This window comes from Flavobacterium omnivorum (assembly GCF_900099915.1).
GTDB classification, from domain to species: domain Bacteria; phylum Bacteroidota; class Bacteroidia; order Flavobacteriales; family Flavobacteriaceae; genus Flavobacterium; species Flavobacterium omnivorum.
Genome location: NZ_FNDB01000004.1, coordinates 1 through 14,356, shown reverse-complemented (window position 1 = coordinate 14,356; position 14,356 = coordinate 1). Strand labels below are relative to the sequence as shown.

Here is a 14,356-nt window from a genome sequence, read left to right as displayed (position 1 = left end):
CCAATTTACTTAATTTAATTTTTAAAAACCGTTATTCTGAGTTACTGTTCCTGTTGGCAGTGCATCAATATACCGCTGTGGGATTGGGAAATATTCGTTTTTCCCTGCGGTAAATACGGCATTGGTCAAATGCGTTCTTCTCGTTTTTTCGACATTCAGATAGGTATTGATGGTAGCATTTGCCTCTCCCCATCGAACTAGGTTAAAGAATCGGTGGCCTTCCATAGCCAATTCTAATCGGGTTTCTAAATGCACTGCTGCTCTTGCGGCAATTTGATCCGTCCAAATAGCACTATACGGTTTAATGCTGTAATTTGCTGCGTTTGCACTACCATCCAACGTTTTTACGTAGGCCGAATTAGCGGCACGATTCCTAATTTGGTTCACTAATATTCGAGCTTCATCTATTTTTCCAATTTCGACCGCTGCTTCTGCTCTCCATAAAACAACCTCTGCATATCGAATAATGTAATAATTTAAGGCATTTACATACGGCCAAACGGTAACATGAAAAGCAGATTTAGCAGAAACAATTCGCTTTTTAGGCGCAAATGCACCGTAAGTTGCTAAATCTCTTGCCCAACTGTCTTGGTATAAAACACCCAAATCCTTGTAAGGAATTCCAGGTCGTCCTATTGTGATATCGATGCGTGGATCTACATTGTCACTGGATACAACATTGATGTTATTTTCTAAAGGTAAACCAGAAGCATCCGTTTTAAAGGCGTTCACAAGATTCTGTGTAGGACGATGAAAACCATATTGTGAATAAAATGGACCTCCAGGTGCTGACAAACGATCTCCAATACTTCCGTTATACGAACTAGGTTGACCATCTTTTACAGATAGTTGTATTGCAAAAATAACTTCCTTATTATTGTCATTTTCTGGCAAAAAGAGTTGCTGAAAATCAGCTAATAAGCCATAATTACTGCTCATTATTTCAGTAGTTGCATCATACGCCAATTGCCATTTGTTTTGGAAAACATAACATTTAGCTAAATAGGATTTAGCAGCAATTTTGGTTGGTCGTCCTAACTCTGTTTGTGTAGCAGGCAGATCAGCATACGCCAATTGAAAATCAGTTTCAATTTTAGTCCACAGTTCCGCTGAGCTAAAAGTAGTGTTGGATTTGGCATAATCAGCCACTGTAGCTGCCGTTTCATCAATATACGGAATACGATTGTATATTTTTTTCAACTCAAAATAAAAATGTCCTCTCAAAAATCGTAATTCTGCCATACGTTTCACTTTTAAACTAGCTTCAAAATCAGGAGAAGCATTTAACAATCGCATGGCTTCATTTGCCCGTTTCACCCCTTCGTACAGCGCTACCCATTTGCGTTCTATATCCAGCGTGGTGGAGTTTTCATTGTAAATCTCCATTTGGTGAATGTTGTTCTGATCTCCAGTTCCTCCACCGCCTTTGTAACTATCATCGGAGGTTACATCGCCAAAACTCCAATTGGAACTTGGTGAATTAAGGGCATTCGTGGCTCCGTCAATTTGTCCGTTTAAAACGCTGTATGCAGATATAATGGCGCGTTCTACATTAGCAGGCTTGGTCATTTCAGAAGGATCCACTTCGCCATACGTTACTTCTTCCAGAAAAGTGTCAGAACAAGAACTCATTTGAAGTCCCAAAGCTAAAAAAGCTACTATTTTTATTGTGTTATTTATTCGCATCATTTTTAAATTTAAAAGTTTAAATTACAACCAAAAGTAAATGTTCTTGAAGTGGGATAAATTCCTCTATCAATACCTATATCGAGATTTCGGTTGCTGGAAGAATAACTTTGCAACCCAATTTGTGGTGTCAAACCACTGTATTTAGTAATAGTAAATACATTACTCGCCTGTCCATACAAACGCAATTTCATTCCGGCTAAAGCCTCTGGTGCAAAAGTATACCCCAATTGTAAATTGTTTAATTTAAAATACGAACCATCTTCAACATAATAGGAAGAAGGGCGAATGTTATTATTTCTATCATCTAAGGACAATCTCGGAATGTTTGAATTTGGATTATCAACGGTCCAGGCGCCTAATAAATCGGCATCTTTATTATAAGCTGCCTGATTAAAGAAATTGGTCTTGTATTTTGTCAGATTATAGATGTCATTTCCAAAACTTCCGTTAAAAAACATTCCTAAATCAAACTGTTTGTATTTAAGATTAATGTTAAAACCGAGCATGATATCCGGATGTGGAGAGCCGATAAAAGTTCTGTCATCCGCATCAATTACACCATCCCCGTTTACATCTTTGAACTTGATGTCTCCCGCTTGTGCATTGGGTTGCATCCCATAATCCGAAACTTCTTGTTGACTGCGAAATAAACCTTCGGAAACAAATCCATAAAAAGAACCAATAGGTTGCCCAACGGCACTTCTGGAAATTTCCTGACCAAAATTAACGGTATGCAAGGAAGAACTAGGAATACCCAAATACGCTACACTATTCAAGGCAGTCAATTCATTTTTGTATCCCGTCAAATTTAAGGCAAGGTCATAAGAGAAATCACTGATTTTATCGGCATAGTTTAAATCCAATTCAAAACCGTGATTTTTCATTTGCCCATCATTAATCCATTGCCCGTCATTAGTACCGCCATAGGTTAATGGAATTACATTATAAACCAGAATATCATCCGTCTGCTTATTGTAATATTCTGCTGTAATATTTAATTTGTTATTAAAAAAACCAAGATCCAATCCAATTGTTTTTTGAGTAGTGGTTTCCCAAGATAAATTAGCATTCGAAACCCGAGTTTGTGTTAATCCCGTTGCAATCACATTTTGCCCTCCAATGGCATAATCCGAATAATTATTGTTATTAGAATAACTATCCACCGTAGAATAGGACGGTAATTCTTGATTGCCGGTTTGTCCCCAACTCGCACGAAGTAAAAAGGAAGTAAATGTGTTTCCAAAATCAAAAAATGCTTCCTTATCCAATCTCCATCCAGCAGAAACTGCCGGAAAGGTGCCCCAGTTATTATTGGCTAATCGGGAAGTTCCATCCCTTCTTACGGTGGCACTGACAATATATTTTTGATTGAAATTATAATTTACTCTCCCAAAATAGGAGTTCAAAGCCCATTCATTTGCAGTTCCTGTGTTTAATTGATTTTCAGTACCGTACGTTAAATATCTAAAATTAGGATCTTCATAAAGGAAATTTTGGCGAGAAGCCCCAAAACCTTCGTAATAATATTTAATCGCTTCTTGTCCTAAAAGCACATCCAGATTGTGTTGACCAAATTGTTTTTGGTAATTTAAAGTATTGGATATCGTAAGTTGATAATTAAAACTGTTGCTTGTAGTTAAAGCATTTTTAACATTCTGTGAAAGAATCTCATTAAAAACAGGTGAAAAATTCCTGAAATTATAATTTTGAAAGTCCAATCCCAAAGAAGTTTTAAAAGTAAAATCACTAACTTTTACTGTGGCAAATACATTTCCTAAAGCCTGAATTCGCTTTTGTTTGTTGTCTTTGGCCCGCGTTAAACTTCCTAATGGATTCGGAATATCATTGATTGGGTTACCCGCAAAATTTCCGTTAATATCATATACCGGAACAATGGAAGGAAACTGCAGGGCATTGTAAACAATACTTCCCAAAGAGCTATTGGTTCCAGTTGCCACTTGCTCCGAATAAGAAGCCGTAAAGTTTTCGCCAATAGTCAGAAAGTCTTTTACTTTATAACTAGAATTAAATCGTGCTGTAAAACGTTCAAATCCAGTATGTTTTATAATTCCTTCCTGATTAAAATATCCAAGTGTAAAAGCGTGTTGACTTTTTTCATCTCCTTTTGACAACGATAAATTATAAGAATGGACTGCTGCTGGTCGCATGATTTCATTAATCCATTTTACGTCACCACTCGGAATTGTATTGGCAGCATTAAGAAACGCCGGAATTGTAGGCGAATTAGGATTACTACCATAGATACCGCTTGCTGGAACTTTCCCATCATTTTTAGTCGCTTGCCAAAGTAAGTCGCCATACTGTTGCGCATTCAACATTGTAGGCAAATTAAATACCGATTGCACACCGGAATACCCATCAAATTGCATTTCCGTTTTACCATTTTTCCCTCCTTTTTTTGTCGTGATGACAACCACTCCATTTGCCGCACGAGAACCATAAATAGAGGACGAGGCAGCGTCTTTTAATACCTGAAGGGTTTCTATGTCAGATGGATTGATCCCATTTAAACCATTTGAAGCGGGAACTCCATCAATAATCACTAAAGGATCATTGTTGTTAATTGTACTAAAACCGCGTACACGAATTGAAGACCCTCCTCCTGGGCTGTTATCACTCATGATTTGAACACCCGGCAAACGACCTTCCAGCATTTCGGTTACATTTGCTTTAGGTTGTGATACAATCTCTTTCATTTTTACTGAAGATACAGAACCGGTAACATTTCGTCGTTGTTCTGTGCCATACCCCATAACGACAACTTCGTTTAATTGAGAAGTTGATTCTGAAAGCATTATTTTAATTTCAGTCTGGTTTTCAATGTTGATTACTTTAGTCTCAAATCCGATATAACTCACCGATAAAACCGTTGTATTTGCTGGAACACTAATCGTAAATTTTCCGTCAAAATCAGTTGTTGCAGCGATCGTGGTTCCTGCTACAAAAACTGAAGCTCCAGGAATAGGCAAATTAGATTCGTCTAAAACCACTCCTGTAATTTTTCGGTTTTCCTGATTCTTTTTTACAATCTTTCTTGGAGTACTACCAACCAATTCTTTGACTAAAACTCCATTTTTAGTTACTTTAAAATCAAGACTCACCTTGGTTTTCAAAACGGCTAATACCTGATTTAAATCTTGGTTGTTTATCGTAATAGAAATTTTCTTTTGAAGAAAATTTTGATCAGACATGTAAATAAACTTGTTGTTTATTTGTCGTTCTATAAGGGTAAAGGTTTGCTTTATCGAAACGTCTTTTAGGTTTAAATTGATTTTCTCTTTTTTGTCTGCAATATCTTCAATAGTACTTGTATTTGATGTCTTTGAATACGATATACCATTACCAAACAGAAGTAATAAGGATACCGTTAGAATAATTTTTTGTTTCATTTTATCTGTGATTATTTGTTTTTTTTAATCAAAACTGATCTTAAAATAGCTGGTTTTCTACTACTTATTAAATGGAGTTCAGCAAACCCCTTTTTTTATAGGATTCTAAAGCCTTACTAATATATTTTAGGGCAATAGCGATATGATTTTCAACCGTTTTAGGAGTGACATTTTGGATTTCCGCAATTTCTTTGTATTTTAATCCATCGATTCTACTGAGTTCAAAAGCCTGACGTGATTTTTTAGGAATAATATCTAATATTTCACGTATCAAATTAGTTTTCATTTCTTTTTGTTCATTTTCAATAATCTCCTGCTCCCTACTAGGAGAAAATATAGTATTTATAGATTTTGTTTCATCAATTTGTTGGTAAAACAGCTCTGATTTCCGAACTGTTTTTAAACTGTTTTTCACTATTACATAGATATACGATTTAGGGTTTTTAATTGTATCAAGAATATTTCTATTGGTCCATAACTGAATAAAAATATCAGCCACTTTTTCTTCAACAAGGCACAAGTTCGATTCATAACTCATTCCAAAACGACACAAAGGCGCGTAATACCTTTTAAAGAAAAGTTCCATCGCCTCGTATTGACCGTTCTGAATTTGCTTAAATAAATAATCGTCTGAAAAGCAATCACTACTGCCCATTTTTATTGCATTAATTTTCATGGTACTTGGATATCTCTATGTTATTTTGAATGGTTTTTGTGATGCTTACCTCTGAAATAAACTCTAGAGACGTTATAAATTCATCAATGGTCTGGTTTTTAAAAGCTCCCTTTATATGCTGATTTGCTGTGGCAGCATCCTTAATGATAAAGTTTACGCCATAGAATTGATTAATTTTTGGGAGTGCATCTTCGAATTTTTCATCATCCAAAATGAGTATATTGTCTTTCCAGGCAGAAACCTTATTCACATCAAAATTTCTTTTGATCACTAACTTGGTTTTAGAATTCCAAACTAATTCTTCATTTGGCAATAGGTTAATTTCATCCTTACTTTCTTTAAGCAGTACGTTTACTTTTCCTTTTGCCAAAGAAACCGTTTGATTAATAGTATTGCTATTAACATTGAACTCTGTTCCTAAAACTTTTACATCAAAACCATTTGTATGTACAATAAAAGGAGAATTACTATTCTTGGTAACTTTAAAAAAAGCTTCGCCATGCAACCAGATAGCTCTTTGTGTACTGAAATCACTGGAATATTTTATTTCACTGCCTGAATTTAAAATAACAGTACTGCTATCCGGTAACTTAAAAGTTAGCCGCTGCCCTTTAAGTGCAATTTTATGATTGGTATACCCCGAAGGAGTCATTCCTATGAAATAAAAAACCAAACAAAAAACCAAAAGCAAAGCCATAGAAAAGACGGACTTCTTTTTTATGGAAACTTTTACGGGTTTACTCTTTTCTGGTTTATTATATTCTGTGATGATTTCCTCAAAAGAAATAGTTCGTATTGGCACTTCACTATTGGGATAACTCATCCAAATGGTTTGAAAATTTTCAAAAACAGCAAGGAGATCATCGTCCAAAGACAGTTCAATTTCAAACACAGATCGCTCTGCTTTAGACATTTCGTTGGCAAGATACCGCACACATTTTTTTTCTTTCTGACTAACATTCAACATAAAAAATTCTCTTTACTAACAGGAGTCAAAATAAGAGAAATACCCCTAGTTTTCAATACCATCAAATCGACACGATATCGTTAATGAATTGTTAATAGCTATATTATATAAGGCATACAGGCTTTTAAAAAATTAGTGCTTAGATAAAACTAGTATATATAAAAAGATCCTAAAAGATTTTACTTCTATCTAAACAATAGACCAAGCAGTCTACATTAAAGCATTGAAATGCTACAGAAGATGATAATTAAGTTAAACAAACTAGAAGATGAGTTTGTATCCATTGAAGAATTTTGCCAATTTACGAGCCTTAAAATTGAACAGGTTGAACCTTTAATAATTGGATAGAATTTATGTTTTAGGCAACTAAATTTTGAACCAATGCCTGTTCAAAAAAAAATGGTTAACCAGTTCAAATTATGACAATTAATCATTAATTCCAGCGAAAAAACACTTATATTTGGTAATTGAAATTTAGAACAATTTGCTAACATATTGAGAGGTGTCAGTTAAGGTGTCACTTAAAATAAAAGCTTTGCGAAGCCTTATTTTACGGCGCTTTAGAAAAACAAACAACTCCCTCTTTCTCCGCCAGTAGAAATACTAAAAAGGCTAAAACGCTGTAAATCATAAGATTTACGGCGTTTTTTGCTTGGTGGCTATACCAATAAAGTTCATTAAATGGTATCCTTTCAGTGACCTATTTTGTGACCTATTCTGAAAATCTCAAATAGGTCACTGAAAATCGCTGGAGCACTTGTATAATAAGGCGTTCACGGTTTGAACATCTTGTTTGGAGTGTTTAAGATGAATAATTTTATCAAACTTAAAGTCACCACATTATGAACAAAACATTCAACCTGCTTTTCTTTATCAAGAAAAGTAAAATCAAAGCCAACGGCACCGCTCCTATTTATCTAAGAATTACTATTGATGGTGTCCCGAAAGAGATTGCTTCCAAAAGATACATTGAACCCTCCAAATGGGACAACAAACTCCAAAAGATTACTGGAATATCCGATGAAGTAAAATCCCTAAATAGATACCTGAAAACACTGGAACAGGAAGTTTACGATGCGCATCATAATATGATGAAAGACAAAACAGCATCAACTTCAACATTTCTAAAAGCAAAACTGCAGGGAACCGACCAAAGAGCCAGAATGTTAATTCCCATTTTCCAGGATCATAACAACAAAGTAGAAACTTTAGTTGGCCAAGAATTTGCACCAGGAACATTGGAGCGATATAAAACATCATTGAAACATACAGTTGAATTCATACAATGGAAATATTCTGTTTCGGATATCGATATTAAAGACATTGATCATTCTTTTATAACCGAGTATGAATTCTTTTTGCGAAGTGTTCGCAAATGCGCCAACAACACAGCAATCAAATACATCAAGAACTTCAAGAAAATAGTAAAGATTTGTATTTCAAATGGATGGTTAGATAAAGATCCATTTGCAAACTATAAATCAAAAATTCGTGAAGTCGAAAGAGATTACCTAACTCAAGAAGAAGTTCAGGATATTTATTCTAAAGAATTTGCAACAGAAAGATTAAACCTGGTAAAAGATATTTTCGTTTTCAGCTGCTTTACTGGTCTGGCTTATATAGATGTCAAAAACTTAACGGTATCAAACATCAGTATGGGTATTGATGGCGGAAAATGGATATTCACCCATCGTCAGAAAACAGAAACAGCTTCTCGCATTCCCCTCCTCCCTATTCCGGAAGAATTACTTCTAAAATATGCCAATCACCCACAATGCATAAATGAAGATAAACTGCTACCTATTTTGAGCAACCAAAAAATGAACAGCTATCTAAAGGAAATAGCAGATGTTTGCGGCATTAATAAGGATTTAACCTTCCACATTGCCCGGCATACTTTTGCAACGACTGTAACGCTAACAAATGGCGTACCCATAGAAAGTGTAAGCAAAATGTTGGGACATAAAAGCATAAAAACCACCCAACACTATGCTAAGATTCTAGATAAAAAAGTGAGTGAGGATATGGATTTGTTAAAATCAAAGCTGAGAAATTTTAAGAATCGCAATGTCTCTAATGGGACTTCTTTATAAAGAAGTCTTCAAAGATCACAAACCAAAATGATTGTTATTCCATACAAATAAGTCAATTTTGTCTGAAATAACAATCATTGTAAAAATTAATTCCAAAAAAACTCGTCTTCCTACATACCGTAAAGTATTGAAAAAAAGGGGAGATAGCTTTGGTAAAACATTTATCTTTTTAAACTATCTCCATTCAGTTTAACACGGCTTTATTGTTTGTACACGCAACCGAGTCTTAGCTATTGTGTGTAATATTTTAGATGTATTTTTTTGATTTTAAATATTCAACTAAATTTTCGAGTTCTGCAAATGCATTTTTAGCTAAAATGTTCATTTTTTCAGAATCTTTTTTTACACTATTTCTATCTTCAGAATTTTTAAAGGGAATTAAAAATCCAGAATTACCTCCATATACATTTTGCGCTGTGAAATCAGTAAATAGATCTAATTTATAATTAAAAATATCAATCATTTGTTGTAATTTTTTATCTACTGTTTTGTTTTTAATTAATTTCACAGCATGTTGGTATTTTATAATCTTGTGAATAGAATCTTGTTTATAACCGTTCCATGAATCGTTCATGCAGATCTCTTCTTGAAATGATTTTATGTCCAACTTTTTAAGCAATCTTTTTATAATTCGTTTGTCGCTCTCATTTGGTATATTGTGACTTTCAGACAATAACTTTAATTCAATTAATAGAGTTATTGTAAGTATCGTTAGTGAAAAAATTATTGCGAGTTTCCAATCGCTAAATAATTTAGGTAAAATGAAAAAATTGGTTAAGTATGTTGTTATAATTGGAGCAATGACTAAAGAAATGTACCACTTATTTATTATTTTCGTCATTAGTTTACTTTATATTGTTATATTTTACACAAAGACTTCAGATTTTGAGTTGATGGAATTTTGAAGCTGTAAACAGCTTCCTTCAACAAAGTTGAATAATTGTTTCAATGATTCTATTATCTATATCTAGCTTAAGTACTATATTTTTCATTCTTTTTCTTTAGTTCTTATGATACTACAGTCTAAAGCCATTTTTTCCAACATCAAAAATATATGAACGTCTTTCTCTCTATTGTATTTAGAACTGTTTTCTTCCACAAAATCTATCAACCAACTAGTAAAATATAAAGCGACATAAGCACTTCTATCATAACAAATAATTGCAGATTTTTTATAAGATGGGAACAAACTAGGTCCTCTCTTGCCATCTTTTGTTTCAAATGATTTAAATTCACTAACTCTTGAATGTCCAAAGTGTGCAACTTCTGAAAGTTCAGAGTATAATTCTTTCCCAGCTTCGCCAAATAAATTGATTACGTTTGGAGTCTTATTCAAAAGTTTTTCAATTGGTCTGTTATCAAGTTCATTCAGTCGTGTAAGTTTCTCTAATTGTTTTCTAATGAGTGTGTATGCCTCTATTAAATCGCCATCTAAAATTAAGTTGTTAATAATAAAATGAGTACGAACAAAAGAAATTGCTAAATTTAGTTGGTATAAAAACTTTTCAGAGGGTTCATCATACTTTCCGAAAAGATTTTCCATAACAAGAATTAATAAACCATCCATTGTTTTTCTAAAAATATGGTGAAGTTCAGATTCACTGTTCTCAAATTCCTTATTTACTCTTTCACGAGATTTTAAATATTGTTCATCAAAGGTTAGTACGGCATCTATAATCTCTTTAGTTCTTAGCTCCATTAAACATAAATTTTATGATGTAGATTTAAAATAGTCTCTATAACGCTTTGGCTTAGTGAGGTTAGTAAATTACCACAGAGTATTTTTGGCTTAACAAAATACGATTAAAAACGTTAATTCCACTGTATTTACAAATGGCTAAAGACTTGTTTTTACAAGCAGTTTTTTACTAATTTACTTTTATCGTTATCAAAATGTGTAATAATATTAGATATGTATGCTATTTCTTGACCTTTTAAATTTTTTTCTTCAATTTTTAAATTTATTTCCTCTTCTTTTAATGTCAACAAATTTTTTCCAATATCGGTAAAGTTTAGTTTTATTAAGTTTTCTATCGTTCCAACAGTCGCTGTTAGGATTAAATCAAATTTTTTATACTTAACTTTTAGTTTATGAAGCTTAAGCAAGCTCTCGTATTCATCAATGAAATAATTTAATTTTTGTTCAACTTCAGTGACAGTATAATTATTTTTAGAAATATCTGTAAGCCAATTTTTTAAAGCATTCAGTTTATTTTTTGCGTCTGTGTCAGCCTTAAATTCAATAATTTTTTCCCATCCTACTGTATCATCAATAAATGGGAATTTTTTGATTATTAAATTAATAATAGCTTGTGTATCTGCATTTTGATTTAAATTTGCGTTTTTACATATAATCGGAGTGCAATTTTGATTCTTGTAGTTTAAAACAAAAGAAGAAATAATTGAATTTAAATCGGCAGATTTTGATGAGCTTAATAAAATATTCTCCAAACTATTTAGAAAATCGGTACTTTTTGTTAAATTTTTTAATTGATAAACTCTTTCATTATCTAAATCAGTTATTGTGTTTATTAGTTTTCTAAAATTTTCTTGAGAATGTAGTCCAAAGCATTCTTCTGGTGTTTCTAAAATTATTGGTTTAAAAGGTTCTAACATACCAGATTTTTGTAAAAACTCAATTTCTTGAATATTTTTCTTGAATAGATTTCCCGTTTTGTCAAGACCTTTGGAGAGAGATTCTCCGACTAACAAAGATTGTTCTAATTGCGATTCACAATAATATAATTTATCAAAATACAAGAAATCAGTTTTTAATGAAAAACTATTTAAGAAATAAATTATGTCAATATTTTTCGTTCCTATATTTTTATCCATAGTTTTTCATAAAATTGCTAGTAACTTCAGTTTGTCTAAAAACCTCCAAAAGAACTCAATTTTATTAATTAACGAGTAAATATATGAGGTTAATCATAATTGTTTATCTTAAAACTACCTCCTGTTTCGTTTAACACAGGTTTGATAATTCGTGCTCCGCACGCAAGGAAATCCTTGCTGTTATCGGTAGTTGTTTTTGTTATTTCTCCTAGATAAAAAGAAGGCTGAAAGTAAAACCTTCAGCCCGCATTTTGTAAATACAGAACCCAAAATAGTAGACTATTTCTTTTAAAGTACTAGCAAAACGTGTTAAAGTATTCCAAGCTATCGTGTGTGGATACATAATAAATTTCTTTAAAACATAACCTTCAATTTATAACTATCATCCATTATCATGAGTTTATTTGCATTTATTATGCATGTCAACAAACTTTAGCTACAATTGTGTTATTATATCCCATCTTAGTATACTAAATAGAGATAAGTTCGCCCTTGTTCAACTCTAACCAGAATAAAAATCTAGTAACTAGAACTCCATTCCTTTTTCTTTAAAACTCTTTCCAAATCTATATCAATTTCCCAATTCATAAACCATTTTTTTTGTTCCATTATTTTCTCTATTTCCAATCTAACTTCATCATTACTTGGATTTTTCCTAGGAATATATTTAGAAGCTTTTATTATTTTAATTTTATGTTTTTCATCAATAAATGGGCAGTTTATTATATCAAAAAACAATAATGTTAATTCAGATTTTAAAAATACAAAATCTTCATTAAACCGATTTACTATTTCTTCAATTAATTTTCCCTTAATTGAGTGATAAGTTAAATCATCATTGAAATAATATAAAAGAGTAATAAAATGAAAATAATTTAAATTTTTCAGCTTATCATCTTCTAGATTAAAGTAATCCGAAACTTTTTCAGGACTAAATTGATATTCATTTCCAAGTTTTTTTATAGCAAGCAAAAGATTTATTGTTTCAATACTTGTTTCATTTTTGACTTGTTTTCTATGAAAATTTGTAAGTATAAATTCACAGTCCTTAAAAACCTTTGAATATATGGAATGTTTTATGTCAGGTCTACTTTTACTTTCAAAATGTTTTACAAGTAAAACAATTATTTGGGCAATCCTAAATGTTGTATTTGTATTAATGTTTACAGAATAACAATACGAAACGATATCGATTAACATTAAAAGAAAATTTTCACTCCTTTCAATATTATAAAGTTTTACATCATTCTTAAGTAAGTCAACAATTTTTGATTTAAAAAATCGAACAACATCTTTACTTAGAGAATCATATGTAAGATTATTTTGTTTAACGATTGACTGGAATTTTTTAATAAAACTCTGCGAAACAACATATGGTTTATTTACTTGTTTTATTTGTTTTACTGCTTTCTCTTCAATCATATTTTCTTCAAAAAAACTATCGTAAAATTCTATTAGATATTCTTTTACTTCAAGTTTTCCAACAGCGATATTTGATATGAAAGGAGATACTTTAATGTCATCTTTTTGTGGGTTTAAATACAACTTATAAAACTGAAGTTCTTTTTGAAAGGTTCTCTTAACCATTTCTAAAGTTGTAGAATCATTAGAGAACACGAAATAATCATCAACATATCTTCTTACATCATAATCCACTCCAAATTTTAACCCTATGTTTTTATCACTCAACTTTTCTAAAACATTTAAATCAACTTGTTGCAAAATAATTTCAGCGAAAATTCTTGATATTTCTGGACCAACCACAATACCATTCGTTTCATTATAGTTTGAATGTTGCATTAACTTATCGAAGGTGTTTTCAAACGTGATAATATTATTACTTGAATTTAATTTTGCTGATTCTTTATTCTTTACAGCCCAAGTAATTGAATGTGTATAAATATGATAAAAGCATTTGCTTATATCAAACTCCATTAAATAATTATATCGCTGTTCTAATCTTTGAAATTCGTTTCTATCATAGAATTTATAAATTAAATCTATTGGTTTATATGTGTAATATGATTTGATGTACTGTGATTCAGCATCTAGAATGTCAGGTTCAACTTCTCTATCAGGATTTGCTATATTTTCTTCTTCAAAAACAAAATTAGGAGAAAAATAAAACTTTGCAATCTTATTTATTTTTCTAAGAGAAAAGGGACTTTTTGAACATAAATGCAATATTAATGAATCATATTTTTCAAAAAGTTCAATATAACGATGTTGTACAAATGGATGAATAATACTTAGTGTTCTTGTATCTCCTATGATATTTTTTTTAATCTCATAATTAAATGATAAAGCGTATTGTCTTTGCCAATTATCTTTTATTTTATTATTGAAATACATTGTTGTCCGATAAAAAAGAAGCCAAATTAATGGCTTCTTAAAATAATCGTAATTTAGAGTTGCAAAATTCAAATAACGATGGGTAAAAATAAGTATTTTTCGACTAAGTCTGTTTTCGGACAGCTGATTTCTTTAATAGATGATTCAATGGTTCAGAAAGCTGTTGAGAAATATGATTCAGACAGATATGTGAAAAGTTTTAAAAGTCAAGATCATTTATTTAGTATGGTTTTTTGCTGTTTAGAAAAATGCAATTCATTGCGCGAAGTTGCTCAAGGAATGCTTGGTTTGTCGGGTAAAGAGGAAACTGTTAGGATTAATCATCTTCCTAAAA

Annotated in this window: 10 protein-coding genes; 2 read left to right on the top strand and 8 right to left on the bottom strand. The window is 31.8% G+C overall.

Translation table 11 applies throughout. From position 1 onward, the window contains the following. Positions 1–21 precede the first annotated feature (21 nt). The 4 genes from BLS90_RS05395 to BLS90_RS05380 form a co-directional block, all read right to left on the bottom strand. On the bottom strand, positions 22–1,689 hold the full coding sequence (locus BLS90_RS05395) for a RagB/SusD family nutrient uptake outer membrane protein (protein WP_245705047.1): 1,668 nt from the start codon (positions 1,687–1,689) through the stop codon (positions 22–24). A gap of 8 nt (positions 1,690–1,697) precedes the next feature. Next, on the bottom strand, positions 1,698–5,099 hold the full coding sequence (locus BLS90_RS05390) for a SusC/RagA family TonB-linked outer membrane protein (protein ID WP_091256106.1): 3,402 nt from the start codon (positions 5,097–5,099) through the stop codon (positions 1,698–1,700). Between the two features lie 67 nt (positions 5,100–5,166). Then, on the bottom strand, positions 5,167–5,775 hold the full coding sequence (locus BLS90_RS05385) for an RNA polymerase sigma factor (protein ID WP_091256101.1): 609 nt from the start codon (positions 5,773–5,775) through the stop codon (positions 5,167–5,169). Then, entirely contained in the window at positions 5,765–6,742 is a 978-nt protein-coding gene (locus tag BLS90_RS05380) for a FecR family protein (protein ID WP_091256099.1), read from the bottom strand. Before BLS90_RS05380 ends, BLS90_RS05385 begins: the two co-directional genes overlap by 11 nt. A gap of 842 nt (positions 6,743–7,584) precedes the next feature. Between BLS90_RS05380 and BLS90_RS05370 the strand changes: the two genes are divergently transcribed. Beyond that, positions 7,585–8,835 carry a site-specific integrase gene (locus BLS90_RS05370; RefSeq protein ID WP_091256095.1) on the top strand — a complete coding sequence of 417 codons (1,251 nt, stop codon included), beginning with the start codon at positions 7,585–7,587 and terminating at the stop codon, positions 8,833–8,835. Positions 8,836–9,082: 247 nt separating this feature from the next. On the opposite strand, the gene BLS90_RS05365 is transcribed toward BLS90_RS05370, so the two are convergent. The 4 genes from BLS90_RS05365 to drt3b form a co-directional block, all read right to left on the bottom strand. Beyond that, positions 9,083–9,676, bottom strand: coding sequence for a hypothetical protein (locus BLS90_RS05365; RefSeq protein WP_091256092.1), 594 nt, complete (start codon positions 9,674–9,676; stop codon positions 9,083–9,085). Positions 9,677–9,823: 147 nt separating this feature from the next. Continuing rightward, entirely contained in the window at positions 9,824–10,534 is a 711-nt protein-coding gene (locus BLS90_RS05360) for a hypothetical protein (protein WP_091256090.1), read from the bottom strand. Between the two features lie 152 nt (positions 10,535–10,686). Then, a complete protein-coding gene (locus BLS90_RS05355; RefSeq protein ID WP_091256088.1) occupies positions 10,687–11,670 on the bottom strand; it encodes a hypothetical protein in 984 nt (327 codons plus the stop codon). A 519-nt stretch (positions 11,671–12,189) separates the two neighbouring features. Further along, the gene (gene drt3b, locus BLS90_RS05350; protein WP_091256087.1) at positions 12,190–14,022 is read right to left on the bottom strand and encodes an antiviral reverse transcriptase Drt3b; all 1,833 of its coding nucleotides are present in this window, start codon (positions 14,020–14,022) and stop codon (positions 12,190–12,192) included. 78 nt (positions 14,023–14,100) lie between these two features. On the opposite strand from drt3b, the gene BLS90_RS05345 reads away from it, so the two are divergent. Next, the coding region (locus tag BLS90_RS05345; RefSeq protein WP_139171389.1) for a DUF4372 domain-containing protein at positions 14,101–14,356 on the top strand (256 nt) is incomplete at its 3' end.

Excerpts from the sequence above, each read along its gene's own strand:
- BLS90_RS05360 (WP_091256090.1), bottom strand. The coding sequence starts at position 10,534 with ATGGAGCTAAGAACTAAAGAGATTATAGATGCCGTACTAACCTTTGAT.
- BLS90_RS05385 (WP_091256101.1), bottom strand. The coding sequence starts at position 5,775 with ATGAAAATTAATGCAATAAAAATGGGCAGTAGTGATTGCTTTTCAGAC.
- BLS90_RS05370 (WP_091256095.1), top strand. The coding sequence starts at position 7,585 with ATGAACAAAACATTCAACCTGCTTTTCTTTATCAAGAAAAGTAAAATC.
- BLS90_RS05390 (WP_091256106.1), bottom strand. The coding sequence starts at position 5,099 with ATGAAACAAAAAATTATTCTAACGGTATCCTTATTACTTCTGTTTGGT.
- BLS90_RS05355 (WP_091256088.1), bottom strand. The coding sequence starts at position 11,670 with ATGGATAAAAATATAGGAACGAAAAATATTGACATAATTTATTTCTTA.
- drt3b (WP_091256087.1), bottom strand. The coding sequence starts at position 14,022 with ATGTATTTCAATAATAAAATAAAAGATAATTGGCAAAGACAATACGCT.
- BLS90_RS05365 (WP_091256092.1), bottom strand. The coding sequence starts at position 9,676 with ATGACGAAAATAATAAATAAGTGGTACATTTCTTTAGTCATTGCTCCA.
- BLS90_RS05380 (WP_091256099.1), bottom strand. The coding sequence starts at position 6,742 with ATGTTGAATGTTAGTCAGAAAGAAAAAAAATGTGTGCGGTATCTTGCC.
- BLS90_RS05395 (WP_245705047.1), bottom strand. The coding sequence starts at position 1,689 with ATGATGCGAATAAATAACACAATAAAAATAGTAGCTTTTTTAGCTTTG.